The organism is Pseudomonas defluvii, from assembly GCF_001695625.1.
GTDB classification, from domain to species: domain Bacteria; phylum Pseudomonadota; class Gammaproteobacteria; order Pseudomonadales; family Pseudomonadaceae; genus Aquipseudomonas; species Aquipseudomonas defluvii.
In genome coordinates, this window is sequence record NZ_MBPN01000032.1 from 1 (window position 1) to 25,808 (window position 25,808).

Annotated in this window: 28 protein-coding genes; 20 read left to right on the plus strand and 8 right to left on the minus strand. The window is 60.4% G+C overall.

Translation table 11 applies throughout. The annotated features are described in order from the left end of the window. Positions 1-45: 45 nt before the first annotated feature. Positions 46-879 (minus strand): urease accessory protein UreD, encoded by an 834-nt coding sequence (locus tag EKA13_RS11170; RefSeq protein ID WP_065759457.1) that lies wholly within the window; start codon positions 877-879, stop codon positions 46-48. A gap of 257 nt (positions 880-1,136) precedes the next feature. Between EKA13_RS11170 and EKA13_RS11175 the strand changes: the two genes are divergently transcribed. After that, positions 1,137-1,775 (plus strand): hypothetical protein, encoded by a 639-nt coding sequence (locus EKA13_RS11175; RefSeq protein WP_065759458.1) that lies wholly within the window; start codon positions 1,137-1,139, stop codon positions 1,773-1,775. Positions 1,776-1,863: 88 nt separating this feature from the next. Beyond that, positions 1,864-2,436: a GNAT family N-acetyltransferase gene (locus EKA13_RS11180; RefSeq protein WP_065759459.1), complete on the plus strand. Its 573-nt coding sequence runs from the start codon at positions 1,864-1,866 to the stop codon at positions 2,434-2,436. Positions 2,437-2,486: 50 nt separating this feature from the next. Here the strand turns inward: EKA13_RS11180 and EKA13_RS11185 are convergent, their stop codons facing one another. Next, the gene (locus tag EKA13_RS11185; protein WP_065759460.1) at positions 2,487-3,413 is read right to left on the minus strand and encodes a universal stress protein; all 927 of its coding nucleotides are present in this window, start codon (positions 3,411-3,413) and stop codon (positions 2,487-2,489) included. 275 nt (positions 3,414-3,688) lie between these two features. On the opposite strand from EKA13_RS11185, the gene EKA13_RS11190 reads away from it, so the two are divergent. The 12 genes from EKA13_RS11190 to EKA13_RS11245 all read left to right on the plus strand — a co-directional run bounded on the left by EKA13_RS11190 (position 3,689) and on the right by EKA13_RS11245 (position 13,249). Next, entirely contained in the window at positions 3,689-4,762 is a 1,074-nt protein-coding gene (locus EKA13_RS11190) for an NAD(P)-dependent alcohol dehydrogenase (RefSeq protein ID WP_065759461.1), read from the plus strand. Positions 4,763-4,846: 84 nt separating this feature from the next. Beyond that, positions 4,847-5,209: an Hsp20/alpha crystallin family protein gene (locus EKA13_RS11195; protein ID WP_065759462.1), complete on the plus strand. Its 363-nt coding sequence runs from the start codon at positions 4,847-4,849 to the stop codon at positions 5,207-5,209. A 30-nt stretch (positions 5,210-5,239) separates the two neighbouring features. Then, positions 5,240-5,482 (plus strand): hypothetical protein, encoded by a 243-nt coding sequence (locus tag EKA13_RS11200; protein WP_065759463.1) that lies wholly within the window; start codon positions 5,240-5,242, stop codon positions 5,480-5,482. Positions 5,483-5,555: 73 nt separating this feature from the next. Further along, positions 5,556-6,341 (plus strand): helix-turn-helix domain-containing protein, encoded by a 786-nt coding sequence (locus tag EKA13_RS11205; RefSeq protein WP_083199787.1) that lies wholly within the window; start codon positions 5,556-5,558, stop codon positions 6,339-6,341. A gap of 115 nt (positions 6,342-6,456) precedes the next feature. Continuing rightward, the gene (locus EKA13_RS11210; protein WP_065759464.1) at positions 6,457-7,854 is read left to right on the plus strand and encodes an MBL fold metallo-hydrolase RNA specificity domain-containing protein; all 1,398 of its coding nucleotides are present in this window, start codon (positions 6,457-6,459) and stop codon (positions 7,852-7,854) included. Positions 7,855-7,948: 94 nt separating this feature from the next. Beyond that, entirely contained in the window at positions 7,949-8,164 is a 216-nt protein-coding gene (locus EKA13_RS11215) for a TIGR02450 family Trp-rich protein (protein ID WP_065759465.1), read from the plus strand. Between the two features lie 109 nt (positions 8,165-8,273). Continuing rightward, the gene (locus tag EKA13_RS11220) at positions 8,274-8,696 is read left to right on the plus strand and encodes a nuclear transport factor 2 family protein (protein ID WP_065759466.1); all 423 of its coding nucleotides are present in this window, start codon (positions 8,274-8,276) and stop codon (positions 8,694-8,696) included. Continuing rightward, positions 8,693-9,448 carry an SDR family NAD(P)-dependent oxidoreductase gene (locus EKA13_RS11225; RefSeq protein ID WP_065759467.1) on the plus strand — a complete coding sequence of 252 codons (756 nt, stop codon included), beginning with the start codon at positions 8,693-8,695 and terminating at the stop codon, positions 9,446-9,448. Before EKA13_RS11220 ends, EKA13_RS11225 begins: the two co-directional genes overlap by 4 nt. Positions 9,449-9,452: 4 nt before the next feature. Continuing rightward, complete coding sequence (locus EKA13_RS11230; RefSeq protein WP_065759468.1) at positions 9,453-10,700, plus strand: NAD(P)/FAD-dependent oxidoreductase; 1,248 nt, start codon at positions 9,453-9,455, stop codon at positions 10,698-10,700. Continuing rightward, complete coding sequence (locus tag EKA13_RS11235) at positions 10,697-11,497, plus strand: DUF1365 domain-containing protein (RefSeq protein ID WP_065759469.1); 801 nt, start codon at positions 10,697-10,699, stop codon at positions 11,495-11,497. Before EKA13_RS11230 ends, EKA13_RS11235 begins: the two co-directional genes overlap by 4 nt. Next, on the plus strand, positions 11,484-12,752 hold the full coding sequence (locus EKA13_RS11240; RefSeq protein WP_065759470.1) for an SAM-dependent methyltransferase: 1,269 nt from the start codon (positions 11,484-11,486) through the stop codon (positions 12,750-12,752). The genes EKA13_RS11235 and EKA13_RS11240 overlap by 14 nt, the downstream gene beginning before the upstream one ends. A 2-nt stretch (positions 12,753-12,754) precedes the next feature. After that, positions 12,755-13,249 carry a DUF2878 domain-containing protein gene (locus EKA13_RS11245; RefSeq protein ID WP_065759471.1) on the plus strand — a complete coding sequence of 165 codons (495 nt, stop codon included), beginning with the start codon at positions 12,755-12,757 and terminating at the stop codon, positions 13,247-13,249. Between the two features lie 46 nt (positions 13,250-13,295). On the opposite strand, the gene EKA13_RS11250 is transcribed toward EKA13_RS11245, so the two are convergent. From EKA13_RS11250 to EKA13_RS11265, 4 genes are read right to left on the minus strand one after another with little or no spacing between them, the layout of a single operon-like run. Further along, complete coding sequence (locus EKA13_RS11250) at positions 13,296-13,601, minus strand: DUF6482 family protein (RefSeq protein WP_065759472.1); 306 nt, start codon at positions 13,599-13,601, stop codon at positions 13,296-13,298. Between the two features lie 49 nt (positions 13,602-13,650). After that, the gene (locus EKA13_RS11255) at positions 13,651-14,337 is read right to left on the minus strand and encodes an SDR family NAD(P)-dependent oxidoreductase (RefSeq protein WP_065759473.1); all 687 of its coding nucleotides are present in this window, start codon (positions 14,335-14,337) and stop codon (positions 13,651-13,653) included. Beyond that, positions 14,334-14,867 (minus strand): DUF3833 domain-containing protein, encoded by a 534-nt coding sequence (locus EKA13_RS11260; RefSeq protein ID WP_065759502.1) that lies wholly within the window; start codon positions 14,865-14,867, stop codon positions 14,334-14,336. The genes EKA13_RS11255 and EKA13_RS11260 overlap by 4 nt, the downstream gene beginning before the upstream one ends. A gap of 17 nt (positions 14,868-14,884) precedes the next feature. After that, entirely contained in the window at positions 14,885-15,415 is a 531-nt protein-coding gene (locus EKA13_RS11265; protein ID WP_065759503.1) for a chalcone isomerase family protein, read from the minus strand. 346 nt (positions 15,416-15,761) lie between these two features. Here EKA13_RS11265 and arsA point away from each other — a divergent pair, with 346 nt between their 5' ends. The 4 genes from arsA to EKA13_RS11285 all read left to right on the plus strand — a co-directional run bounded on the left by arsA (position 15,762) and on the right by EKA13_RS11285 (position 20,959). Further along, a complete protein-coding gene (gene arsA, locus EKA13_RS11270) occupies positions 15,762-17,528 on the plus strand; it encodes an arsenical pump-driving ATPase (RefSeq protein WP_065759474.1) in 1,767 nt (588 codons plus the stop codon). Positions 17,529-17,757: 229 nt separating this feature from the next. Then, positions 17,758-18,777 (plus strand): branched-chain amino acid aminotransferase, encoded by a 1,020-nt coding sequence (locus EKA13_RS11275; protein WP_065759475.1) that lies wholly within the window; start codon positions 17,758-17,760, stop codon positions 18,775-18,777. A 147-nt stretch (positions 18,778-18,924) separates the two neighbouring features. Then, on the plus strand, positions 18,925-19,605 hold the full coding sequence (locus EKA13_RS11280) for a response regulator transcription factor (RefSeq protein ID WP_065759476.1): 681 nt from the start codon (positions 18,925-18,927) through the stop codon (positions 19,603-19,605). Then, complete coding sequence (locus tag EKA13_RS11285; protein WP_065759477.1) at positions 19,583-20,959, plus strand: sensor histidine kinase; 1,377 nt, start codon at positions 19,583-19,585, stop codon at positions 20,957-20,959. The genes EKA13_RS11280 and EKA13_RS11285 overlap by 23 nt, the downstream gene beginning before the upstream one ends. 206 nt (positions 20,960-21,165) lie before the next feature. Here EKA13_RS11285 and cysS read toward each other — a convergent pair whose 3' ends face one another. Both cysS and EKA13_RS11295 read right to left on the minus strand, forming a co-directional pair. After that, complete coding sequence (gene cysS, locus EKA13_RS11290; protein ID WP_065759478.1) at positions 21,166-22,548, minus strand: cysteine--tRNA ligase; 1,383 nt, start codon at positions 22,546-22,548, stop codon at positions 21,166-21,168. Between the two features lie 9 nt (positions 22,549-22,557). Next, on the minus strand, positions 22,558-24,261 hold the full coding sequence (locus tag EKA13_RS11295; protein ID WP_065759479.1) for a glutamine--tRNA ligase/YqeY domain fusion protein: 1,704 nt from the start codon (positions 24,259-24,261) through the stop codon (positions 22,558-22,560). Positions 24,262-24,496: 235 nt separating this feature from the next. On the opposite strand from EKA13_RS11295, the gene EKA13_RS11300 reads away from it, so the two are divergent. After that, positions 24,497-25,000: a peptidylprolyl isomerase gene (locus EKA13_RS11300; RefSeq protein WP_065759480.1), complete on the plus strand. Its 504-nt coding sequence runs from the start codon at positions 24,497-24,499 to the stop codon at positions 24,998-25,000. Then, positions 24,997-25,719, plus strand: a complete 723-nt coding sequence (locus EKA13_RS11305) for a UDP-2,3-diacylglucosamine diphosphatase (protein WP_065759481.1) — start codon at positions 24,997-24,999, stop codon at positions 25,717-25,719. The genes EKA13_RS11300 and EKA13_RS11305 overlap by 4 nt, the downstream gene beginning before the upstream one ends. Positions 25,720-25,808 lie beyond the last annotated feature (89 nt).

Consider the following 25,808-nt stretch of genomic DNA (forward strand, 5'->3'; position numbering starts at 1 on the left):
GCAACTTGTCTTTTTCTCTTGGCGTCAGTTCCATGGTGTGTTTTCTCAGGTAGCCCAGATGCGTGGCGGGCACGGCGGCAGGCCGACAACAGCCGGTCGCAAGGCGTGCCACAGCCGTTGCAGGGTGGATTGCAGGCGTTGGTTGTCGTGGTCCAGCAGGCGGACCACCAGCAGTTGCCCCAGCAGGGTTGCCCCGGCGGGAGCGGCAAGGTCGTCGATCAGGGCGCGGACCTGTTCCAACAGCTCCGGGTCAGCCGGAGCGGCGCAGAACGTCGCCAGCAGCGGGTAGCCGCCGAGTTTGCCCAGGCGCCCGCCCTCGAGGCGCAAGCGTTCATGCAGGCCTGGGTCATCAGGCATGTCGATGTGCAAGCAGCTGTCCAGCGCACCATGGCTAAAGATCTCGCCCATCACCGGACGCCCAAGGCACAGGGTTTCCCACGCCAGCAGACGGGCACCGGGGGCCAGGCTAAAGCGGGTCTGCAACGACACACGGGCGCCAGGAAAGCAGATGCTGTCCTGAGGTAGCCACTCCAGGATGCTGTCTTCTGCCAGGTGAAAATGCTGCTTGAGGATCGAAGTCGGGCCGGCACTGCGGTAGAACTTGGTAGCGCCGGGCATGGTCATCAGCGCGTGGCTGCCTGGCTCCAGGTGGATATCCAGCGCCAGGCGGTCTCCCCCCACCACGCCGCCCGGCGGGTGCAGCACATACACGTGACACGGCGCGCCCTCCGGGTAGAACGGACGTTGCACCAAAAGAGGTCCGAAGTGACGCCGCGCACCAATACAGGTCTTCGTGTCACAACGAACAAAACGCAGCGTGAGCTCGGCGCTCCAGCCTGCAGGAATGCAAGCGGCGTCGAGTGGTTCAGCAACAGACATGCATTCCGCCCCGGTGAACACTGGGCACTGCGTGCCCAAAGGGCGAGCAGGCCACAGGTACAGTTAAACAACCCTCACCTCATGCACGACAACAGCGCACAACGTGCTTGACCAATCGATCAGCTATCGATGCAGGGGCCAATGCAGGTTGTGGGCCAATTACCGACGTGCGTGGTTGTGGCGCAGCAGGCCATGCACCAAACACAGGCTGCGCGGCGAACTACCCTTGAGGTGGGTAGGCGCACGAGGGCGATGCCATGAAGGTCGACAAACGACAAGCCCGATTGATCGACGCATTGGCACGGCTCGGCTTTGTCATCGGTGGTCTGGGTTTCGTCAGCGTGCTGGCGATCATCACTGGGTTCGACGTGTTCAACAGGCTGTGGCTGGCGCTGCTGGTAGTGATTTTGATCTTTACCACGGCCTGCTGGCTGGTCGGCCTGGCTTGCGCGCGAGCGTCCAGTACACCAGCCGATACATCACCCAAAGCGCCGGAGAGAGCCGTCCCTGTGCGCCGTCGACGACCTCACGAGCTGATCCTGCTCACGCTTATCATGCTGCTGTTCGTCGGCGGATACACCGCAACGGCCTATCTGGCAGCGCGCGCTGGCGCAGCAATTGTCGCCACCTGCGTTACCCAATTAACCAGCACCTTGGTCGCCAACGAGCAGGAACAGGCACTGGCCTACCTGGTGGGCCCGGTATGCCAGTGCATCTCCCAACGCTTTATGGAGAAAAACGGGGTTGTCCGCCTCGCCCTGCTACACAGCCAGTGGTTCAACATTGCCACCTATTCAGCAGTGACCGACGCTGAGCAAATGGCCTGCATGGAACGATTTCTGAACCGCGCCCCGCCACCCACTCACAGCCTGCAGCCCAACCGCACGAAGGACTGAAGACTTGATGTAAATCAGACGCAACGCGGCTGATCGTCGTACACCTTCCAACAGGCCTCCACCCTCCTTGCCATCTGGGAGCATCACTATGTCGACTGATCCAAGCCAGCACAAAGCCCTGTCCGCGCTATGCCAGGGTGAAACCGAAGAGCATTGGATAGAAGCCTTGAATGACGGCACCCATGTGCTGATTCGTTCGTTACAGGAGCGTGATCGCCTGCGCGAATTCCAGTTTGTCAGGCACTTGTCGGCCGAAGCCCGTCGCGCTCGTTTCATGGGCGGATTCAACCGAGAAGACCTCACCCTGCTCGACCAGTTGATGGACCTGGATGGCCACGACCGTGTCGCCGACGTCGCGCTGGCGCATGTCGACGGCGAGTTGCACGAAGTCGGTGTGAGCCGCTATGCGGCCATACCAGGGGAGAAACACTGCGAATGCGCCGTAGCGGTTGCCGACGACTGGCAACGCCGGGGTTTGGGCACACTATTGATGCAGCACCTGATCGAGGCTGCCCGCCGCAATGGGTTCAAGCAGATGATCTCACTGGATCAGGCCAGTAACTACGGCATGCATCGGCTGGCGAAAAGGCTGGGGTTTACCAGTCGCTATGACAACGGCCAGTTCAGCGAGCTGACCCATGAACTCGACCTGAGCCACTAACCGTCACGCACACGCCCCGGCTCACCGGGGCGCGCCATACCGGGTGGCCCTTAACCGTCGAAGTCCTCAGGGGTGACCACCAGCACGCTGCTGGGCATCCGGTACAAGACATCTTCCACCGTGCTGCCGAATCCTTTGCTCACCCCTCGCCGATGCACACGCCCCATGACAATGACATCGATATCGCGGGTTTCAGAAAAGCTGGACAAGACCTTTGCCGGGTTACCGACAATCATGTGCCGATTTTCAGGGGGGATACCATTGCGTTCGGCCAGCTCATTGAAGCTTTCCCCCTGAATGTCGTAGACCTTCTGCGCCAGGCTTGAAGAAAACAGCATCGAACCGGTGGAAAAACCGTACTCCCCCGTCCCCATCGACGAAAGGTCATGGGCATACACGAGATGCACTTCAGCCTTGCACTGCATCGCCAGTTTCAGCGCCTCATAAATGATCCGGTCATTGAAACCCTTGTACTGGTCGTCTGGGTGGAAGGGATCAACAGCAGCCACAATCCTGCGCGGCAACGCATTGCGGGTTTTGCACACAAAGTGCAATGGCGCCTTGCACTCGCGCAGCAAATGAACATCCAGGGTAGTGAACATCGCGCGCATGAGGCGTGACTCGTGCTCGACCTCCTTGATCACCAAGTCAATCGGCTCCTCACGCAGGTGCGCCAGAATTTCTGGCAACACCTGCTCGGCCCACACCACTTCGGTCGTGACCTCGATACCCAACTTGCGCATTGGCCGGGCCTGGTCCTCAAGCCAGGCATGGTGTCGCTCCACATAACCCTCGCGCATCTGCTGCAGTGCCTCAGCATTGACCAGTCCCGCTGTTGCGAGCCCCTCCACATAGTCGAAGGCGACAATGTGCAGCGGCTCATCCCGTGCCTTTGCCAAGGCAGAGGCTCTGTCAAAGGCCGGGCCGGCTTTCATCAACGGCGAGGACACCAACATAAGATGTTTTTGCATGGTCATGACGCACCTCTCATCAGACGGAAGTTGGCCTGCAGCCCTTCAAGCAGGAAGCGTGCTGCCCAAAGGCAATTCAAGCCCTATCCTGCGGCCACCTGCCCCCTGCTGCTTGATGTGGGTCAGAGTCCGCATTTCTTTTACCGGCAAAACGACACACGGTCGCGGATCCACGATTTCAGGGCCATACTCATTGATCCAGATCAACCTTTCAGCCCCTCACCAGGAGCAGCCTGTTGAGAGTGATCAGAACCGATGCGCTGCGCTTAGGAGACACAGCCATGGCGAAAATGAAAGCGGCAATCTTCGTTGAAAAAGGCCGTATTGTTCTGGATGAAAAGCCAATTCCAGAGATTGGACCGCTGGATGCACTGCTGCGCATTACCACCACCACGATCTGCGGCACCGATGTCCACATCCTGCGCGGTGAATACCCGGTCGCCAAAGGGCTGACCATTGGTCACGAACCCGTCGGGGTCATCGAGAAACTCGGCTCACAAGTCTTGGGGTTCAGCGAAGGACAGCGGGTAATCGCTGGCGCAATCACGCCCAGTGGCCACAGCTACGCCTGCCTGTGCGGCTGCGCATCCCAGGATGGCCCCGGCACACGGCATGGCTTCCGCGCTACGGGAGGCTGGAAGTTCGGCAACATCATCGATGGTTGCCAGGCCGAGTATGTGCGGGTACCGGACGCCATGGTCAACCTCTCCCCGATACCCGACACCCTCACCGATGAGCAGGTGCTGATGTGCCCCGACATCATGTCCACCGGCTTTTCCGGTGCGGAGCGCGGCGGCGTGCAAATCGGTGATAGCGTTGCGGTGTTCGCCCTGGGCCCGATTGGATTATGCGCGGCGGCCGGCGCCCGGCTGATGGGCGCCACCACCGTCATCGGCGTTGACACCGTCGCTGCACGCCTGCAGGTCGCTACACAGCTGGGGGCTACCCACACCGTCGACTTCAAGGCCGGCAATGTAGTCGATCAGATCATGGCGCTCACCGATGGACGCGGTGTCGATGTCGCCATCGAGGCACTGGGTACGCAGGCCACCTTTGAGTCGGCACTGCGGGTTCTGCGCCCCGGTGGCGTACTTTCGAGCCTGGGCGTGTACTCGAGCGACTTGCGCATACCGGTCGATGCATTCGCTGCCGGCCTTGGCGACTACCGTATCGTTACCACCCTGTGCCCTGGCGGCAAGGAACGGATGCGCCGCCTGATGAACGTCGTCGCCAGTGGTCGCGTCGACCTCAAGCCGCTGGTCACCCATCATTTCAAACTTGACGATATCGAAGCCGCTTATGACCTGTTCGCCCACCAACGTGACGGGGTCATGAAAGTCGCCATTACGCCTTGAGCAGTAGCTAAACGCATAGAGCACCAAACCGTATAGTTTCAGGCATGGAGGCTGTTCCCCCTACAGTGACCGGGAGTATGCGAAATGTTTTCAACCCTGATGAGCAAGCCACGATTACCGGACATGGCGGCCTTGCGACGCCGCGAAGTGGAGCTGCCCTGCAACCCGGAATTGGCGGCCGCCAACAGCAGGACGAACTTTACGATTTACGCCCACCTGCAGGGTTTGAATATTGAAGACCTGCACCTGGACCTGAGCCCTAAACACCTGGTGCTCAGTGGCTGGGCCGTTCAACGGCGTGCCGACGCATCACTGTGCGCCGGGCCGTTTCGCTCCTCACACCGCCTTCCTGCCTCGGTATCGCTGAACAACTTCAGCCTCACCTTCAACGAAGGCCTTTTTACACTCAGGCTCTTGAAAAAAGGACATTTGAAACACGCCTTGTAACCGTCGACATCCGTCGACAGGAGAGTCGTCATGCTGATCGAACTCGAAAAGGACACACCAACCAGCCGCTGGCTGGTTCATCTGGACACATGGGTCGTGGCCTTTCGGAGCGAAGCAGAAGCCACCTGTTTCGTGCAGCGTCTGGAAGACCGAATCAAAGCACCACACGTACTGCCACCTTGCGCGCCGCCCACCCGTTGGCACGGCACATCCTCCAGCCCTGCTCCCAGGCAGCGCATCACTCACCCACTGCACGTCGACTTCCAGCGATGACTCCACTGCAAGGTCTTAGTGCCAAGTGGTCTCTCCTTCAGAAGTTCACCGCGTCCCCATGGAGCAAGACGCTATGCAACCTAACAATAACGCAGTCGCTCTAGAACACGCAGAACTGCAAACAACGCCCACCGTTTCACGCACCAGGCTGTTCTCGTTAGGCGCTTCCTGTGCTCAATGCGCAGTACGCGCCTTTTGTTTGCCGGGTGGCTGCTCACATGCCGAGCGCGACACCTTCAATTCATTGATCTCACAGCGCATGCGCATCAAGAAAGGCGCTGCCCTTTACCATTCCAATGATCCGCTAACCTACCTCTACGCCGTACGCATGGGCTGTTTCAAGATTTCCTTGATCGACGCCCACGGCCGCGGCATGGTTGCCGACTTCATGATGGCCGGTGAAGTGATGGGGCTTGATGCCATCAGCACCTCGCGCTATGCCTGCAGCGCATTGGCGCTGGAAGACAGCGAAGTGTGCCCGATCCCCTATCACCAGATCGAGCAACTGGCCCGCAACTGCCCCGCTCTGCAACAAGCCCTGAACCGCCTGATGAGCCGGCAGATCGTCCGGGACAATGAGCGGCTGCTGATGATGTGCAACATGAACGCCGATGAGCGCTTCGCCGCTTTTCTTCTACAGTTATCCCAACGCTATGCCATGCGTGGCTATTCGGCACTGGGTTTTGTTTTGCGTATGACCCGCGAAGACATTGCCTCATACCTGGGTTTGAGGCTCGAAACCATCTGCCGGTGCATGGCACGCCTGCGCGATTTGCAGATCGTTCGCTTTGCGGGGCGCGAGGTGGAAATTCTGGACATGCCCGCACTCATGGCGATGGAGCATCACTGGAGTACGTGACGCGTCGCCCATGCCAAGGCCCGACAACGAACTGCCGGGCGGGCACGCGGGAACAACCAGCCTGGCCACAGCGCGTGGTATCAGCCTGTTGGCAGGGTTGTTGAGGAGACACGCCATGCACGTCACGTTTCTCGGCGCCGCCGGTACGGTTACCGGCAGCAAGTACCTACTGGAACATAACGGTCAGCGCGTACTGGTCGACTGCGGGCTGTTTCAGGGCTACAAACATTTGCGGGTACGCAACTGGGCCCCGTTCCCCATACCACCGCGCAGCCTGGACGCCATCGTCCTGACCCACGCTCACCTGGACCACAGCGGCTACATCCCGGCACTGGTGAGGGACGGTTACCGCGGGCCCATCTACGCCACAGAGGCCACCTGTGAACTGGCCAGGATCCTGTTGCTCGACAGCGGTCGCCTGCAAGAGGAACAGGCCGAATACGCCAATCGACGAGGCTTCTCCAAACACCATCCGGCGCTGCCGCTGTACACCGAGGACGACGCCAAGCGCGCCCTCAAGCACTTTCGCCCCATTGCCCTGCACCATCCACAAGACATTCTCGCCGACGTCCGGATACACCTGAGGTCTGCCGGTCACATCCTTGGGGCGGCAACCGTGGAGATCATCGCCGACGGTTCTACCTGGGTATTTTCCGGTGATCTGGGCCGTTTCAACGACCCGATCATGCTCGCCCCGGAGCTCATCGAAGAGGCCGACTACCTGTTCGTTGAATCCACCTACGGTGATCGCCTGCACCCACCCGAAGACACCGAAAAGCAATTGGCTGACGTCATCACCCGCACAGCCCTGCGCCATGGCATTACTCTGGTTCCGTCCTTTGCCGTGGGCCGTGCCCAACTGCTGATGTATCACCTCTCGCGCCTTAAACAGAGCGGCGCGATTCCTGACCTGCCGATCTATTTGAACAGCCCCATGGCGACAGATGCGACGGTGCTGTATCAGCGATTTTGCAGTGAACACCGGCTGTCCCCACGCGAATGCGAGTCGATGTGTCGCGTCACCCACATCGTGCGCACCGTTGAAGAATCCAAACGCCTGGACCAACAGCGTGGCCCAGCCGTGATTATCGCCGCCAGCGGAATGGCCACTGGTGGACGAGTGCTGTTCCACCTCAAGACCTTGGCGCCCAACCCGCATAACACCCTGTTGTTTTCCGGCTATCAGGCAGGCGGCACCCGGGGTGCACAGATCATCGCCGGTGCGCCCTCCGTTCGACTGCACGGCGAAGATGTTCCGGTGCGAGCCGAAGTGGTGTCCCTGGAGAGCCTGTCGGCACATGCCGACGCCGATGAAATCATGCAATGGCTGCGTGGCTTCAAGCGCCCGCCAAAACACACCTATGTAGTGCATGGTGAACCGGCGGCAGCCGATACCCTGCGCCGCCGCATCAGCCTTGAGCTCGGCTGGTCCGTCTCGGTACCGGAACATCTGGAACAGGCCGAGATAGCGGCTGCAAGCCCCAACACCGCCACAGCACCCAACGCAAAATAGGCTTGTACATGAAAATATATTTGTACAATATAACTCGACAACCATTGCGCCGACGCCCTCCCTGAACACGAACGCGTTACCGGCAGGAGCTCCCATGAACCGCTTCAATCCACGAAAGCTGGCCTTGTCCAAATGGACAGCCTGCACACCACTCAATCGAGAGAAACACTTTCTGGTAACCGATCTGCTGCATGACGAACAAGGCACATTGCTGAAGATCGAGCTCCAAGCCATCTACAGCGGTCGTAGCGAATGGCTGGACTGGCGCGAGCTTCGCGACAGCGAGCGCTGGAGGACAGGCTGGCAATGACTCCAAATTGATACAAAAAATATCTATACAAAAAAATTGACTTGTACAGATATTGCCTTAGCCTTAACTTGTACAAATTCCTACAGATGTACAAGTTAGAGGCCTATGGATGTCGACCTTCCTGCAGCAGTTCGCCGAGCGATTCGCCGCCCTGGATCGCGACCACCTGGAGCACCTTTCAAGCCTCTACAGCACTGACGTGTGCTTTATCGACCCGCTGCATCAGATCAATGGGCTGAACGCCCTGCAGCGTTATTTTTCCGAGCTGTATGCCAATGTCGAGGACTTGAGCTTCCAGTTCCACGGCCATGACACCGTCGCCGAAGGTTCAGGCTACCTGCGCTGGACCATGACCTACCGTCACCCCCGCCTGCGCGGTGGAGCGCCTGTCAGCGTTACCGGGTGCTCCCATGTGCGGTGGGCAGACAAGGTCTACTATCACCGCGACTACTTCGATGCCGGCGCACTGCTCTACGAACACCTGCCGTTGCTGGGTAGCGTGATCCGCGGGCTCAAGCGGAGGCTGGCATGAAGCGGATCTGGCTTACCGGCGCCAGCAGCGGGATTGGCGCAGCCTTGGCCGAAGTGCTGCTTGAGCAAGGCCATCAGCTTGCACTGACCGCACGCAGCACGGCCCCACTGCAACAACTCGCGACACGCTTCCCCGGGCAGGTTCTGCTCGTGCCAGGCGACCTGCTCGACAGCAATCAGGTCAGGCAAATTGGCGAGCGCATCACTCAACACTGGGGCGCGCTGGATCAAGTCATCGCCAATGCCGGTACCTGCGAATATCTGACGCCCGACCACTTCGAGGCCGCGCTGGTGATGCGCGTGGTTCAAGCCAACCTGTTTACCGCCAGCCTGACCATCGAGACCGCACTGCCCCTGCTGCAACGCGGCCATGAGCCGCACCTGGTGGCCATAGGCAGTTCAGTGACCTTTCTGCCCCTCCCGCGAGCAGGTGCCTACGGTGCCTCCAAAGCGGCCCTGCGCTACCTGATCGATTCACTGCGGATCGACCTGGATGCCCAAGGCATCGCGGTCACGCTGGTCAGCCCGGGTTTTGTCGACACGCCCCTGACACGACGCAACGACTTCCCCATGCCGTTGCGCTGGTCGGCGGAAAAAGCCGCTCGCCACATCGCCCGAAAACTGGAGCGCCGTCCTTATGAAGTGGCGTTTCCAGCACTGTTTATCGCCTGCCTGAAGCTGTTCGGCCACCTGCCAAAACACTGGCAACTGGCACTGGGCAAGCGGCTTGCACGGCCTGGCCAGGAGTCCTGACCCCATGCGTATTGCAATCGTCGGCAGCGGAATTGCCGGCCTGACGGCAGCCTACCTGCTGCAGCGTAACCACGACATCACCGTATTCGAGGCCGAAGGGCGAGTAGGCGGCCATACCCATACCGTAAACGTTCAATTGAACGAGCAGAACTATGCGGTCGACACCGGCTTCATCGTCTTCAACAACTGGACCTACCCGAATTTCATCGCCCTGATGGACCATCTGGGCGTGACCTCACGCCCCACCGAGATGAGCTTTTCGGTACATGAGCCAAAGACCGGCCTGGAGTACAACGGCAATAACCTCAACAGCCTCTTCGCTCAACGCAGCAACCTGATTTCACCGGCGTTCTGGGGAATGCTGCGGGACATTCTGCGCTTCAACCGCGAAGCACCACTGGACCTCGACCGCCAGCACATCGACGCCAGCACGACCCTCGGCAGCTACCTGCAACAGCGTGGCTACGGCAATCGCTTCATCGAACACTACATCGTGCCGATGGGGGCGGCGATCTGGTCGATGTCGCTGGCCGATATGCTCGGCTTTCCCTTGGCGTTCTTCGTACGGTTTTTTCGCAACCATGGCCTGCTCTCCGTCACCAACCGCCCGCAATGGCGAGTTATCCAGGGCGGCTCCAGTGCCTACATCAAGCCGCTGACAGCCAGCTTCGCCAAGCACATCCGCCTGAACTGCCCGGTGCAACGCGTACGCCGTGACACCGAGGGCGTCAGCATCACAAGCGCTGTCGGCACCGAGCGCTTCGACAAGGTGGTATTTGCCTGTCACAGCGACCAGGCACTGGCGTTGCTGGAAACGCCTACTGAACAGGAACAACAGATACTCGGCGCCATCCGTTATGCGCAAAACGATGTCGTGCTGCATACCGACACGCGCCTGCTCCCCGACCGTCGCCTGGCCTGGGCGAGCTGGAACTACCGCCTGGGTGGCCCCGAGCACAGCCCAGCGGCCGTGACCTACAACATGAACATCCTGCAAGGCCTGGACGCACCACGCACCCTCTGCGTAAGCCTCAACCAGAGTGACGCCATTGACCCGGCACAGGTGCTCGGTCGCTATCGCTACGCGCACCCCCAGTACAGCCTCGAAGCCCTTGCGGCCCAGGCTCGTCACGCTGAACTGATGGGCCCGCAGCACAGCTATTACTGCGGCGCCTACTGGGCCAACGGCTTCCATGAGGATGGCGTGGTCAGTGCACTGAAGGTGGCTCAGCACTTCGGTGAACGATTATGAACAGCGCCTTGTATGAAGGCTGGGTCAGCCACCGGCGACTGTCTCCGCGCGCGCATGCCTTTCGCTACCGCATGAGCATGTTGTACCTGGACCTGGCCGAGCAGGATGCATTGTTTGCATTAAGCCCGTTTGCCGGGCGCGAGCGGTTTTCGGCGTTCAGCTTCCGCGAACAGGATTACTTGCCACGCTACACACGCAACGGCATGGCGCTTGCCGATGCGGTCAATCTGCTGCTCATGGAGGCCCTGGGTTACGCCCCGGGTGGCGCCATACGCCTGTTGACCCAGGCGCGGAACTGGGGATTGGCCTTCAACCCGGTGAGTTTCTTCTTCTGTTTCGACGAGCATGACACGCTCGCGGCGATTCTGTGCGAAGTCACCAATACGCCCTGGCGCGAGCGCTTCCACTATGTGCTGCCGTGCAATGAACACGGCGTGCAGCAGTTCAGCGTCGCCAAAGCCTTTCACGTCTCGCCATTTTTGCCACCCGACCTGGAGTACCGCATGCGCTTCACCGCGCCCGGGCAACACCTGAACATCACCATGCAGGACTGGCATGGGCCACAGAAGGTGTTTGAAGCCGGTCTTGGTCTGAACCGCATAGCACTGACCCGCAGCACCCTGCACCGCCAAATGCTCACCTTCCCCTGGATGTCGGCGAAAACCGTTACTGCCATCTATTGGCAAGCCCTGCGCCTGCTGCTCAAGCGCACGCCGATCTTTTCCCATTACAACACCCAGCGACATTTACGTGTCGCCCGTAACCGTAGCGAGGACGTTGACCATGAAGAGCCCTAACCTGGCCGTTGCCAAAAGCGGAGCCCTCGCCGCCGTTAGCACAGGCTTGCTCAAGCGCCTGGTGCTGCGCCAACTGGCGCAACTGCGCAAAGGCCAACTGACCGTCGTGGTAGACGGCCAGCGCCTGATGTTCGGCGAACCCCATGCCAGCCTGATGGCCGAGCTTCAGGTGCTGGATGATGCACTGTGGGGGCTGATCGCCACCAACGGTTCGATCGGCGCCGGGGAAGCTTACGTACATGGTCATTGGACCAGCCCTGACCTGACCGCAGTGGTTCGCCTGTTCGTCGCCAACCTTGACGTACTCGACGCCATGGAAGGCGGCCTGGCGCGCCTTGGTCGCCCCTTGGTTCAAGGCCTGCATTGGCTGAACCGAAATACCCGAAGGGGCTCAAAGCGCAACATTGCCGCACACTACGACCTGGGCAATGAACTGTTCGAGCACCTGCTGGACCCGACCATGATGTACTCGGCGGCAATGTTCCGCAGCTCAGAAGACAGCCTCGAACAGGCACAGTTGAACAAACTGGAGCGCATCTGTCGCAAGCTTGACCTGCAAGCCAGCGATCATTTGCTGGAAATCGGCACCGGCTGGGGCAGCATGGCGCTCTACGCCGCCATTCATTACGGCTGCCGTGTGACCACCACGACATTGTCCGAAGAGCAGTACGCCTACACCTGCAAGCGTGTTGCCGAGCAAGGCCTGCAAGCGCGCATTACCGTGCTGCGCAAGGACTACCGTGACCTTGAGGGGCGCTACGACAAGCTGGTTTCGATCGAAATGATCGAAGCGGTGGGCCACCGTTTCCTGCCCAACTACTTCCAACAGTGCGCACGCCTGCTCAAGGACGATGGTCTGATGCTGTTGCAAGCCATTACCATCCGTGACCAACGCTATGAACAGGCCAGACGCTCGGTGGACTTCATCCAGCGCTACATTTTCCCCGGTGGTGCCCTACCCTCGCTGAGCCGCATGCTGGAGGTTGCCAGCCGTAACACTGACCTGAACGTCCATCACCTGGAAGACTTCGGCCTGCATTACGCGCGGACCCTGCGCCACTGGCACGAAAACCTCTGCCGTGGGCGCCATGCATTGCAGCTGTTGGGCTACGACGAAACCTTTCAACGTATGTGGGAGTTCTACTTCTGCTACTGCGAGGGTGGCTTCCTGGAACGCGGTATCGGCGTGGCCCAATTGGTCCTGGCCAAACCTGATGCCCGTCCCGCGCCGCTGCTGGAGGCACTGGAAGCCTGAGGATGAACCGACGCCTGATTGGCAATGCCGTGCTGTTCCAGATCGGCTGGGCAGCCTGTATCTTTGGCGCACGGCACCCGGCCTGGCTATTGCTGGCACTGGGATGCCTGGCCTTGCACGTGGCGTGGGCTCCGGTACGGATACGCGAATGTCGCCAACTGCTGAAAATCGCTGCCTGTGGCTGGACGCTGGATAGCCTGTTACTGAACCTGGGCGTGTTCGATTTCGGTGAGCCGCGCTGGGTACTGCCGGGATGGCTGGCGATGCTCTGGCTGCTGTTCGCCAGCACCTTGCGCCAGAGCCTGGCCTGGACGGCATCCCGCCTCTGGCTGGCGGCACTTGTCGGCGCCTTGGGCGGGCCGTTGTCTTACTATGCCGGTGCACGCCTGGCAGACGTCGGCCTACCCTATGGGCTTTGGCCATCCTTGACCCTGCTGGCGCTACTCTGGGCGCTGTTGTTGCCCGCCTTGCACCGCGTGGCTAGAAGCACGACATAAGCGGTGCCAAGGGCACCGCTTCGGGCCACGCGCCGCTTCCTTGCGACTACCAGGTAGAGCGTATGGAGAACGGCAGTTTCAGCGGCGCATCAGCACTGTTACCCAGCCCGCACATTTCGTCATGCACCACCTTCTGCACCAGCAGGCAGGGGATTTCAGGTAAATGCTGCAACACCTCTCGAGCGTGAGTCGTCGAGCGCAGGCAGAGGTTGTGTCCCTGCTCGTCAAGCAACGGGTGCAGCTTTCCCTCCATCAGTGCCTGCAAGACATAGATACCGCCTTCAAGAGAAACCAGATTGAGCTCGTCAATGCGCCCGGCATCGGCAAAGCCTGACAGTTGCTGAAGGTTCATACTTGACGCTCCCAGGGGCATAGCCCCATCTAGAGGTGCCACAGTGGAACTACCAGGGCAAACGTTCGCCCTGGTAGCTGAAAAAACTGCCGCTGTCGGCGGCGGTGACTCCGTCAAGCACGGCCAGCATGTCCGCCACGGCGTCACGCGGAGCCCGCGCTTCCGGACGAAAAGGTCGCGACAAGGCTGAAGCAACAGTGCCAGGATGCAGCGCAACCAGGCGCTTGCCGGGCCAACGCCGCGCAGCTTCGATCGCTGCCGTTTTAAGGAGCATGTTCAACGCCGCCTTCGAGGCCCGGTAGCTGTACCAGCCACCCAGGTGATTGTCCGCGATGCTACCGACCTTGGCCGACAGTACCGCCAGCAGACCGTTGCTCCCGAGCAGGGGCAAAAAGTGCCGCAACACCAGTGCAGGGCCAATGGCATTGATCTGAAACGTTGCCAACAGTTGCGCCTGGTTCAGTGACTCCAGCGCCTTCTCCGGCATGAAGCCCTCACCGTACAGAACACCGGCAGCCAAGACGATCAGATCAAACGGTGGCTGGCCTTCATAAAACTGTGCGGCCATGGCGATGCTCTGAGGGTCGGTCAAATCCAGTACCGGGTGTGTGCCACGCCCCAGGCCATGCACGGCGGCACACCGGGGATCCTCACGCAGCGTATCAACGAAAGCACCACCGATCGCCCCACTCGCACCGATCACCAATGCCCGATAGCCCTCCGGCAGGCTGTTCATGGTTCCCCCCCGCCGCGCCGGAAGAACAGGGTCACCTGCCCCAACTCCAGGCCAAACTTAGACATGAACGAGCGATTGATCAGTGTGTTGTCATCCATCAGGTACATCCAGTCATCGAACTGCACCGGATAAAACGCGCCGTCCACCTCCAGGTTGAGGGTGTAACGCCAACGCAGTGCATTACCGGCCACCTGACCTTCAGCTTCGCCGATCACGTCGCCCGCCGTACCGCTCCAGCGCCCCGGCCCCTTCGGCGTCAGGCGCCAAACGCGTTGCTGACGGGTGCCATCGCTGTAAACGAAGCGCTCATCGAGGATCAGCACGCGCCCTTCCATCCGCCCTTCAATGGTCACGTGGAAACGCTTGACCACCTCGCCCGAACGCTTCTGGAACATGCCCCAGGCCTGGACCGGCACCGAAAAGAACCGTGGCAAGTCCAAAGCGGGCGACTCGTTGCGGTAATGATCGACTTCGACGTTGCCGCAACTGCTCAACAGCAAGCAGCACGCCAGCAGACAGGACTTCCACATCATGCTTACCCTCATCGTCATTGCCCGCCCAGCAAGCGCTGGCGTAACTCAGGGTTACGTGTACGCGGGTCAAACCAGATATCAAAGAACGCCCGCGAAAACGCAGGGTCTGCGACCTCGTAATGCAAACGATCATCCACGTAGAACCGCGCACCGGCACCGGGCAAGAACACCCCGATGATCCGCTGCCCCGGTTCGACATCGACAAAGGCCCGCGCCATCTGTGCCTGCCACAGCTTGAGTTGCGCTTCATCGACCGACCCGCCCCGTAGTCGACGTATTTCATCAACGCTGACGTCTACCAGTTGGGCACGGGTAATCGACCGGTGATAGGTCAGCTCAAGCGCAAAGGGTTGCTGATAGTCCACCTGGGCCGAAGCGCCCCACAGGCTCGCGTTGTACACACGAAAACCATAGAGCCGAAACTCGGCGCTACCGATCAAACGACCACCGGGCAGCAGCGCCTGCCAACTGGCGAAAGCACCGGGGCTGCACAACAACAGGGCGCTGAACAACAAGCCCAAGGTCCTGCGGTCGACCACGCGCATCAGACACTGACGCAGCAGGGGAAATAGCGATCTGTCCATGGCATGGCTCTACCTTTTCTGACAACGCCGAAATGTTGGTTTCTCTGGCATTCGGTACTGCATGCACAGCGGCACTTCAAAATAGTTGTACATAAATTTGGCTTTGTACAGCTTAATGCGACGCTTCGCCGTTTTTTGTACAACTTATTGTCAAGAGGTCATGCCGATTCAAGCCCGGAGCAGGTTCCGCAGCAAGAAACCTGGGCACCCTGTGATTGCCTTGCCCTGACAGGCACTAGACTGATGCGCACGTTTATTTCCAAACACAGGTTTTGGCGATTGCCGAACCGTCGACAGGGAACACCTCATGCAGTTTCTTGAAAATGCTCCGCGCTTTCTGTTTTTCACTGGCAAAGGCGGTGTGGGTAAAACCTCGATTGCCTGCGCCACGGCATTGCAGCTCACCGCACAAGGTCGACGCGTACTGCTGGTGAGTACCGACCCGGCGTCTAACGTTGGACAAGTGTTTGGCATCAGCATTGGCAACCACATCACCCCGGTGCCCTCGGTGGCCAATTTGTCAGCGCTCGAAATTGACCCACAGGCTGCAGCGCAGGCCTATCGAGACCGCATTGTCGGCCCTGCCCGAGGCGTGCTTGAGGCCAGTGTCGTGAAGAACATGGAAGAGCAATTGTCTGGCGCCTGCACCACAGAAATTGCGGCCTTCGACGAGTTCACTGCACTACTGGTTGGCTCCCGACAAACCGACACCTATGAACACATCATCTTTGACACCGCCCCCACCGGGCATACCATTCGCCTGCTGCAGCTCCCTGGTGCCTGGAGTGGCTTTCTTGATGCTGGCAAGGGCGACGCCTCCTGCCTTGGACCGCTGGCGGGCCTCGACAAACAGCATGACCAGTACCGCAAGGCCGTTGAGGCGCTCTGCGACCGGGCACGCACGCGGCTGGTACTGGTCGCTCGGGCACAAAATGCCGCGCTACGCGAGGCGGCCCACACCCATGAAGAACTCGCCGCCCTCGGCCTTCGCGAGCAGTACCTGGTGGTCAACGGCGTGCTGCCCGGCAGCGAAGCCGAAAAAGACCCACTGGCTGCAGCGGTGTATGCGCGGGAGCAGTTGGCGCTTGCCCAAATGCCTGACGTACTCAAGCCACTTCCGCTGGATCAACTGCCGCTGAAAGCCTTCGACCTGGTCGGCATTGAAGCCCTGAAACAGTTGTTGCGTGATAAGGGTGACGCTGAAGGCCTTCAGCCCCCCGCCGTTCGCATTGATGCGCCAAGCCTGAGCGACCTCGTCGATGACATCGCCGCGGATGGCCACGGGCTGGTCATGATCATGGGCAAAGGTGGCGTAGGTAAAACCACCCTGGCGGCGGCGGTGGCCGTGGAACTGGCCCACCGGGGCTTGCCGGTTCACCTCACCACCTCGGACCCGGCAGCGCATCTGGCCGACACTCTGAGCGGTTCAATGAGCAACCTGACCCTCAGCCGCATTGATCCCAAGGTTGAAACCCAACGATATCGCGATCACGTGATGGCCACCAAAGGCGCGGCCCTGGATGAACAGGGAAAAGCCCTTTTGGCCGAAGACCTGCGCTCGCCCTGCACTGAAGAGATCGCCGTCTTCCAGGCGTTTTCCAGAGTCATTCGGGAAGCCGGCAGGCGGTTTGTGGTCATGGACACAGCCCCCACCGGGCACACCCTGTTGTTGCTGGATGCCACGGGCGCCTACCACCGCGATATCGCCCGACAAATGGAAGGCAGCAACATGCACTTCAGTACCCCGATGATGCAGTTGCAAGACCCGAAGAAAACCAAGGTATTGCTGGTAACACTGGCCGAAACGACACCGGTACTTGAAGCGGCCAACCTGCAGGCCGACCTGCGGCGTGCTGGCATTGAGCCTTGGGCATGGGTGATCAACAACAGCATCGCGGCCACCACAACCCAATCGCCCCTGCTTCGTAGACGGGCAAAGAATGAGCTCAGGGAAATCGAGCACGTGGCCAGTGAGCACGCCAGACGCTATGCCGTGATCCCCCTGATGGCCGAGGAGCCCATCGGGGTAGAACGCCTGCTCAAACTGAGCAAGAAACAACCCCGAGACTGGTAAGGGCAATTGGTGCATGGCTGATGAGCCTGGGACATGATCGGCGCATCAGCCCCACGACCTTAGTCGAACACCGGGCGCGGATTGCCGAGACCGTGCAGCAAGAGGCACCTATGCACGTCCAATATGCACGTCTAGGCGTTTCCGATCTGCACGGGATGTATTATCGTGGCTGCCTGCGCAAGATGCGTCGCCTGACCAACCAGGCATTTGCCAACCGATCGAGGGTGCCATGAGTAACGAAAGCATTAACTGGGACAAGCTGGGCTTCGACTACATCAAGACCGACAAGCGCTACCTGTCGCACTGGCGCAACGGTGAGTGGGACCAGGGCACCCTGACCGAAGACAACACCCTGCACATCAGCGAAGGCTCCACCGCGCTGCATTACGGCCAGCAGTGTTTCGAAGGCCTGAAGGCCTACCGCTGCAAGGACGGCTCGATCAACCTGTTCCGCCCTGACCAGAACGCCCAGCGCATGCAGCGCAGCTGCGCGCGCCTGCTGATGCCGCAGGTACCGACCGAAGCCTTCATCGAAGCCTGCAAGCAAGTGGTCAAGGCCAACGAGCGCTTCATTCCGCCCTACGGCAAGGGTGCGCTGTACCTGCGCCCGTTCGTCATTGGTGTAGGCGACAACATTGGCGTGCGTACCGCGCCCGAGTTCATCTTCTCGATCTTCGCGATCCCGGTTGGCTCGTACTTCAAGGGCGGCATGAAGCCGCACAACTTCCTGATCTCCAGCTATGACCGCGCCGCGCCACAGGGCACCGGTGCCGCCAAGGTCGGTGGTAACTACGCCGCCAGCCTGATGCCAGGTGCCGAGGCCAAGAAAGCCCACTTCGCCGACTGCATCTACCTTGACCCACTGACCCACAAGAAGATCGAGGAAGTCGGCTCGGCCAACTTCTTTGGCATTACCAAGAACAACGAATTCGTCACGCCGAAGTCCGCCTCGGTGCTGCCTGGCATCACCCGCCTGTCGCTGATCGAACTGGCGAAATCGCGCCTGGGCCTGAACGTGATCGAAGGCGACGTACTGATCGACGAGCTCGACCGCTTTACCGAAGCAGGCGCCTGCGGCACCGCTGCGGTGATCACCCCGATTGGTGGCATCGAGTACAACGGCAAGCTGCACGTGTTCTACAGCGAGACCGATGTCGGCCCGGTAACCCAGAAGCTCTACAACGAGCTGACCGGCATCCAGAGTGGCGATGTCGAAGCGCCGGAAGGCTGGATCGTCAAGGTCGCCTGATTCCGAACCCCGCCTCCCGGCGGGGTTTCTTTTTCTGGCCTGAAGCGCTCGGCCGTACCGGCGATCGGCTAGATGAATTTTTCTTTAACCCGAGCACCGCCTATTCTTTGGCACAATCGAGCTTCCACTCGCCGCCCAGGTAAAAGCATGCCTCGCGTACTGACTATCGAAGACGACGCTGTCACCGCCCAGGAGATCGTCGCCGAACTTTCCAGCCATGGCCTGGAGGTTGACTGGGCCAACAACGGCCGTGAAGGCCTGGCCAAGGCCATCGCCGGCAGCTATGACCTCATCACGCTGGACCGCATGCTGCCTGAGCTCGACGGCCTGACGATCGTCACCACGTTGCGCAACCTGAAGATCACCACGCCGATCCTGATGATCAGCGCCCTCTCCGATGTCGATGAGCGGGTACGTGGCCTGCGCGCCGGCGGCGACGACTACCTGACCAAACCATTTGCGTCCGATGAGATGGCCGCCAGGGTCGAAGTGCTGCTGCGCCGAAACAACACCGGTATCACACAGACTCGCCTGCAAGTCGCCGACCTGGAACTGGACCTGATCAGCCACGAAGCCCGACGCGGCGAACTGGCACTCAACCTGTTACCGACCGAGTACAAGTTGCTGGAGTTCCTCATGCGCCATGCCGGCCAGGTCATCACCCGCATGATGATTTTCGAGGAGGTCTGGGGCTACCACTTTGATCCCGGCACCAACCTGATCGACGTGCATATCGGTCGCCTGCGCAAGAAAATCGACGCCCCGGGCCAAGTGCCGCTGATTCGCACTGTGCGGGGCTCCGGCTATGCCATTGCCGAACCCGTCTAAGGGCTGGAGCTCATCCACAAGTCGCCTGCTGGCGCTGTACAGCTTCCTTTTCGTGGCCTGGAGCAGCATCCTCATGGGGGTGTTGTACTTTGAGGTGTCCGGCTACCTGAACAAACTCACCCGGCACTCGCTGCAACAACGCCAGCACCTGTTTGCACACATGAGCGGCAAACAACTGGATGATGCGCTGATTGCCAGCCAGGCCTTCGAGGAGCGCAGCTTCGATGCCTACGGCCTGTTCGATGCAGCCTTCAACCCACTCAGTGGCGAGATTCGCAAGATTCCCCCGGAGCTGGGCCTGGATGGCAGAATCCATGAGCTTGGCCGCTGCCTGGATGAAGATGCACCCCACTTGCCCAAGGACAGTTGCGATGCAGTAGCCTTGAAGGTCCCTGACGGCCGCTGGCTGGTTCTGGTACGTGACAATGGCTCGCTGTTCGTGGTTACCCGGATCATCCTGCATGCCCTGCTCTGGGGGCTTTCACTGACGATCATTCCAGGCATCGCCGGCTGGTACCTGCTGCGCCGTCGCCCGCTCAAACGCATCCGGGCGATCCAGGCCAGCGCCGAACAGATCGTCGCCGGCGACCTGACACACCGCCTGCCACTGTCCCCGCGGCGTGACGAGCTGGACATGCTGGCGGCCATCGTCAACGCCATGCTCGACCGTATCGAACGGCTGATGCACGAGGTCAAGGGTGTCTGCGACAACATTGCCCACGACCTGCGTACCCCCCTCACCCGCCTGCGCGCCCAGCTGTACCGCATTCGCCAACAAGCGGGCGACGACTCCGCACAAACCCAGCAACTGGACCACGCCATCGCGGAAACCGACACGTTGATGGCGCGCTTTCGCGGCCTGCTGCGCATCAGCGAACTGGAAGACCGTCAACGCCGTGCCGGGTTCGTCGAACTGGACCCGCATGCACTGCTGCTGGAGCTGCACGACTTCTACCTTCCATTGGCTGAAGACGGCGACATCAACCTGAGCCTGCAGCTACCCAACCAACTGCCCAGCCTGCACGGCGACCGCGAATTGCTGTTCGAGGCACTGGCCAACCTGCTGAGCAATGCGATCAAGTTCACCCCGGCCCACGGCCAGGTCGCACTGAGCGCCCACAGCGATGCACAGGGCGTGCATATCGAGGTCCAGGACAGCGGCCCCGGCATTCCGGAAGACGAGCGCCAGGCGGTGTTAAAACGGTTTTATCGCAGCGAGGAAGGTCATCGGCACCCAGGGTTTGGCCTGGGCCTGTCGATCGTTGCAGCGATCGTCGACCTGCATGGGTTCGATCTGGAGATAGGAGAAAGCGCGCTGGGTGGCGCCAAGCTCGTGCTGCATTGTCGCCGGTAGCACTGGCGAGGGCATCGGTGGGGTGCCCATGAGTTTGCGGCGCCTGCATCGCGGGCAAGACCCGCTCCTACAGCTAGCGCGGGCTCTGTTGGAGCTGGCTTGCCTGCGATGGCGTCGGAGCGATGTCCATGAGTGCGCGGCGTTTGCATCGCGGGCAAGACCCGCTCCCACAGTGGGAGCAGGCTTGCCTGCGAGGGCGCAGCCGGTCAGTCAGCCAGGCGCCAGGTAGTGCCGCCCTTGCTGTCTTCAAGCACCACGCCCATGGCGGTCAGCTGATCACGGATACGGTCGGACTCAGCCCAATCCTTGTTGGTCCGCGCCTGCAGACGCGCCTGGATCAGAGCTTCAACCTCGGCGGCATCGACACGACCCTCGGCGCCCGCACGCAGGAAGTCATCGGCATCCAGCTGCAGCACACCCAGCAGCCCCGCCAGCTCGCGCAGGCGAGCAGCAAGACCGGCAGCGATCTGCGGCTCAGCTTCACGCACACGGTTGATCTCGCGTACCAGGTCGAACAGCACCGCACAGGCTTCAGGCGTGCCAAAGTCGTCGTTCATCGCGACCTTGAAGCGCTCGACATACTCTTCGCCACCCTGCGCCGGAACCAGCGGCAGGCCACGCAGTGCATGATAGAAGCGCTCCAGCGCACCCTTGGACTCACGCAGGCTGTCTTCGGAATAGTTGATCGAGCTGCGGTAGTGGCTCGATACCAACAGGTAACGGACCACTTCCGGGTGATACTTCTCGAGCACATCGCGAATGGTGAAGAAGTTGTTCAAGGACTTGGACATCTTCTCGCCATTGATGCGAATCATCCCGCAGTGCATCCAGGCCTTGGCATATGGCTTGCCGGTTGCGGCTTCGCTCTGGGCGATTTCGTTCTCGTGGTGCGGGAACTCCAGGTCGTTGCCGCCACCATGAATGTCGAAGCTCTCGCCCAGGCAGCAGGTGGACATCACCGAGCACTCGATGTGCCAGCCTGGACGCCCTGGGCCCCATGGCGACGGCCAGCTCGGCTCACCCGGCTTGACGCCTTTCCAGAGGACGAAGTCCAGCGGGTCCTGCTTGGCTTCGTCAACCTCGATTCGTGCGCCGATACGCAGATCTTCGATCTTCTTGCGCGACAGCTTGCCGTAGCCGACAAACTTGCCGACCCGGTAGTACACGTCACCATTACCCGGCGCGTAGGCATAGCCCTTGTCGATCAGGGTCTGGATCATCGCGTGCATGCCGGCGATATGATCGGTGGCACGCGGCTCCTGGTCTGGAGGCAGGATGTTCAGCCGGCGCTCGTCTTCATGCATCGCGTCGATCATGCGTGCGGTCAAGGCGTCGAACGACTCGCCGTTCTCGTTGGCACGGTTGATGATCTTGTCGTCGATGTCGGTGATGTTGCGCACGTAGGTCAGGTCGTAGCCGCTATAACGCAGCCAGCGGGTGACCAGATCGAACGCGACCATGCTGCGACCATGGCCCAGGTGGCAGAAGTCGTACACGGTCATGCCGCAGACGTACATCCGTACCTTGTTGCCTTCCAGCGGGGTGAAGACTTCCTTGCTCTTGGTCAGGGTGTTGTAGATGGTAAGCACGAGGATTCCTTAGCTGCCCCACGAATCGCGCAGGGTCACGGTGCGGTTGAACACCGGGCGGCCCGGTTGGGAGTCTTTCATGTCGACGCAGAAGTAACCTTCGCGCTCGAACTGGAAGCGGTCTTCAGCCTGGGCCTTGCCCAGAGAAGGTTCCGCCCGACAACCACTCAGCACCTGCAGCGAATCGGGATTGATGTTGTCCAGGAAGCTGCCGCCCTCCTCGGTTTTCTCCGGGTTGGCGGAGCGGAACAGACGATCGTAAAGGCGTACTTCACACTCGACGCTCTCAGCCGCCGGCACCCAGTGGATGACGCCTTTGACCTTGCGGCCTTCCGGGTTCTTGCCGAGGGTGTCCGGGTCGTACGAGCAACGCAGCTCGACGATGTTGCCGTCGGCGTCCTTGATGGCCTCGTCGGCACGAATCACGTAGCTGCCACGCAGGCGCACTTCACCGGCAGGCTCCAGGCGCTTGTAACCTTTTGGCGGCTCTTCCATGAAATCGTCGCGGTCGATGTAGAGCTCGCGAGCGAACGGCAGGACACGAACGCCCATGTCTTCCTTCGGATGGCATGGCAGTTCGAGCTGCTCGACCTGGCCTTCCGGGTAGTTGGTAATGACCACTTTCAACGGGCGCAGCACGCACATCGCACGTGGCGCGGTACGGTCGAGGTCATCACGGATGCTGAATTCGAGCATGGCCATGTCGACGACACCGTCGGAACGGTTGGTACCGATCATGTCGCAGAAGTTGCGGATCGAAGCCGGGGTGTAGCCACGACGACGGAAACCGGACAGCGTCGACATGCGCGGGTCATCCCAGCCGTTGACGTGCTGCTCGTCGACCAACTGCTTGAGCTTGCGCTTGCTGGTAATGGTGTAGTTCAGGTTCAGGCGGCTGAACTCGTACTGGCGCGGCTTGGCCGGCACCGGCAGGTTGTCCAGGAACCACTCGTACAACGGGCGGTGGCCTTCGAATTCGAGGGTGCAGATCGAATGGGTAATGCCTTCGATGGCGTCGGACTGGCCATGAGTGAAGTCATAGTTCGGGTAGATGCACCACGTGTCACCTGTCTGGTGGTGATGGGCGTGTCGAATACGATAGAGGATCGGGTCGCGCATGTTCATGTTCGGCGAAGCCATGTCGATCTTGGCCCGCAGTACACGCTCACCGTCCTTGAACTCGCCAGCCTTCATGCGGGCGAACAGGTCCAGGTTTTCCTCGACCGAACGCTCACGGAACGGGCTGTTCTTGCCTGGCTCGGTCAGGTTGCCACGGTACTCGCGGGCCTGCTCCGGGGTCAGGTCGCAGACATAGGCCTTGCCGGCCTTGATCAGCTCGACGGCCCACGCATGGAGTTGGCCGAAGTAGTCGGAGGCATAACGCACCGGACCGGTCCACTGAAAGCCCAGCCACTTGACGTCGCTCTGGATCGCATCGATGTACTCCTGGTCCTCTTTGGCCGGGTTGGTGTCATCGAAACGCAGGTGACAGGCACCACCGAACTCCTCGGCCAGGCCAAAGTTCACACAGATCGACTTGGCGTGGCCGATGTGCAGGTAACCATTGGGCTCTGGCGGGAAACGGGTGACGATGCTGCTGTGCTTGCCCGAGTCCAGGTCAGCCTGCACGATCGGTCGCAAGAAGTTCGCAGGGACAGCGGGAGCGCCTTTGGCAGCGGCGTTGGGAGCGGTGTCAGCAGTGGGCTTGCTCATAGGATCCTTGAATACGGGTACACGGCCAGGGTAGGCCGACTAAATCAAAGCGCTTATCATAGCCGAAGCAGTCAAGCTGCCGACAGGTCAGCACCGACAAACAGGCGCGAATATTGACCGCCATTGCAAAAAAACAGCCGCGAACCGCGTATCGCCGCCTGTAGACTGAGCGTCAGGGTTATTACGCGATCCTGCGCAACCTATTTCAATTGCCTTGAAAAGAGCGAATCTCAGCATGTCCAAAGTCAAACTGAGCACCAACCACGGCGACATCGTCCTGCAACTGAACGCCGAAAAGGCCCCGATCACCGTGGCCAACTTCATCGAGTACGTCAACGCCGGCCACTACTCGAACACCATTTTCCACCGCGTCATCGGCAACTTCATGATCCAGGGCGGCGGTTTCGAGCCTGGCATGAAAGAAAAGAAAGACAAGCGTCCAAGCATCCAGAACGAAGCGGACAACGGCCTGAGCAACGCCAAGTACACCATCGCCATGGCCCGTACCATGGAGCCGCATTCGGCCTCGGCGCAGTTCTTCATCAACGTTGCCAACAACGATTTCCTCAACCACAGCGGCAAGAACGTGCAAGGCTGGGGCTACGCCGTGTTCGGTGAAGTGATCGAAGGCCAGGACGTCGTCGACAAGATCAAGGCCGTCCCTACCGGCTCCAAGGCTGGCCATCAGGACGTACCGAAAGACGACGTGATCATCGAGAAAGCCGAGATCATTGAGTGATACTGCTGATCTCCGATCTGCACCTGCAAGAAGAACGCCCGGACATTACCCGGGCGTTTCTTGATCTGCTTGAGGGCCGCGCCCGACAGGCCCAGGCGCTGTACATTCTTGGCGATTTCTTCGAAGCCTGGATCGGCGACGACGCCATGACGCCTTACCAGGCATCCATCTGTCAGGCCCTGCGCGCCTTGAGCGACAGTGGCACGCAGATTTTCCTGATGCATGGTAACCGTGATTTCCTGATCGGCCAGGCATTCTGCAAGGCGGCGGGCTGCACCTTGCTGAACGATCCCTGCGTGGTCGAAATGGGTGGCGAGCCGGTGTTACTGATGCACGGCGACAGCCTGTGTACCCGTGACCTGGCCTACATGAAGCTGCGCCGCTACCTGCGCAACCCGCTCAGCCTGTGGATCCTGCGGCATTTGCCGCTGAGTACACGCCAGAAACTGGCGCGCAAGCTGCGCAGCGAAAGCCGTACGCAAACCCGCATGAAGGCCAACGACATTGTCGATGTGACGCCCGAGGAAGTGCCACGGGTCATGCAGCAGCATGGCGTGCGCACCCTGGTGCACGGGCACACCCATCGCCCGGCGATTCACAAACTGGCGCTGGGCAATACGCCAGCACGGCGTATCGTACTGGGGGACTGGGACCGTCAGGGCTGGGCCTTGCAGGTGGATGAGCAAGGCTTTCAACTGGCACCGTTCGCTTTCCACTGAACACCTGTCGTCGGCACGCCCTGCTCGGGCAGAGGCATGCCGGTGACACCATCACCAACAAGGCCGGGGCCATACCCCTTTTTCGCGGG

Coding starts and splice junctions, on each gene's coding strand:
- EKA13_RS11170 (WP_065759457.1), bottom strand. CDS start 879: ATGTCTGTTGCTGAACCACTCGACGCCGCTTGCATTCCTGCAGGCTGG.
- EKA13_RS11175 (WP_065759458.1), top strand. CDS start 1,137: ATGAAGGTCGACAAACGACAAGCCCGATTGATCGACGCATTGGCACGG.
- EKA13_RS11180 (WP_065759459.1), top strand. CDS start 1,864: ATGTCGACTGATCCAAGCCAGCACAAAGCCCTGTCCGCGCTATGCCAG.
- EKA13_RS11185 (WP_065759460.1), bottom strand. CDS start 3,413: ATGACCATGCAAAAACATCTTATGTTGGTGTCCTCGCCGTTGATGAAA.
- EKA13_RS11190 (WP_065759461.1), top strand. CDS start 3,689: ATGGCGAAAATGAAAGCGGCAATCTTCGTTGAAAAAGGCCGTATTGTT.
- EKA13_RS11195 (WP_065759462.1), top strand. CDS start 4,847: ATGTTTTCAACCCTGATGAGCAAGCCACGATTACCGGACATGGCGGCC.
- EKA13_RS11200 (WP_065759463.1), top strand. CDS start 5,240: ATGCTGATCGAACTCGAAAAGGACACACCAACCAGCCGCTGGCTGGTT.
- EKA13_RS11205 (WP_083199787.1), top strand. CDS start 5,556: ATGCAACCTAACAATAACGCAGTCGCTCTAGAACACGCAGAACTGCAA.
- EKA13_RS11210 (WP_065759464.1), top strand. CDS start 6,457: ATGCACGTCACGTTTCTCGGCGCCGCCGGTACGGTTACCGGCAGCAAG.
- EKA13_RS11215 (WP_065759465.1), top strand. CDS start 7,949: ATGAACCGCTTCAATCCACGAAAGCTGGCCTTGTCCAAATGGACAGCC.
- EKA13_RS11220 (WP_065759466.1), top strand. CDS start 8,274: ATGTCGACCTTCCTGCAGCAGTTCGCCGAGCGATTCGCCGCCCTGGAT.
- EKA13_RS11225 (WP_065759467.1), top strand. CDS start 8,693: ATGAAGCGGATCTGGCTTACCGGCGCCAGCAGCGGGATTGGCGCAGCC.
- EKA13_RS11230 (WP_065759468.1), top strand. CDS start 9,453: ATGCGTATTGCAATCGTCGGCAGCGGAATTGCCGGCCTGACGGCAGCC.
- EKA13_RS11235 (WP_065759469.1), top strand. CDS start 10,697: ATGAACAGCGCCTTGTATGAAGGCTGGGTCAGCCACCGGCGACTGTCT.
- EKA13_RS11240 (WP_065759470.1), top strand. CDS start 11,484: ATGAAGAGCCCTAACCTGGCCGTTGCCAAAAGCGGAGCCCTCGCCGCC.
- EKA13_RS11245 (WP_065759471.1), top strand. CDS start 12,755: ATGAACCGACGCCTGATTGGCAATGCCGTGCTGTTCCAGATCGGCTGG.
- EKA13_RS11250 (WP_065759472.1), bottom strand. CDS start 13,601: ATGAACCTTCAGCAACTGTCAGGCTTTGCCGATGCCGGGCGCATTGAC.
- EKA13_RS11255 (WP_065759473.1), bottom strand. CDS start 14,337: ATGAACAGCCTGCCGGAGGGCTATCGGGCATTGGTGATCGGTGCGAGT.
- EKA13_RS11260 (WP_065759502.1), bottom strand. CDS start 14,867: ATGTGGAAGTCCTGTCTGCTGGCGTGCTGCTTGCTGTTGAGCAGTTGC.
- EKA13_RS11265 (WP_065759503.1), bottom strand. CDS start 15,415: ATGCGCGTGGTCGACCGCAGGACCTTGGGCTTGTTGTTCAGCGCCCTG.
- arsA (WP_065759474.1), top strand. CDS start 15,762: ATGCAGTTTCTTGAAAATGCTCCGCGCTTTCTGTTTTTCACTGGCAAA.
- EKA13_RS11275 (WP_065759475.1), top strand. CDS start 17,758: ATGAGTAACGAAAGCATTAACTGGGACAAGCTGGGCTTCGACTACATC.
- EKA13_RS11280 (WP_065759476.1), top strand. CDS start 18,925: ATGCCTCGCGTACTGACTATCGAAGACGACGCTGTCACCGCCCAGGAG.
- EKA13_RS11285 (WP_065759477.1), top strand. CDS start 19,583: ATGCCATTGCCGAACCCGTCTAAGGGCTGGAGCTCATCCACAAGTCGC.
- EKA13_RS11295 (WP_065759479.1), bottom strand. CDS start 24,261: ATGAGCAAGCCCACTGCTGACACCGCTCCCAACGCCGCTGCCAAAGGC.
- EKA13_RS11300 (WP_065759480.1), top strand. CDS start 24,497: ATGTCCAAAGTCAAACTGAGCACCAACCACGGCGACATCGTCCTGCAA.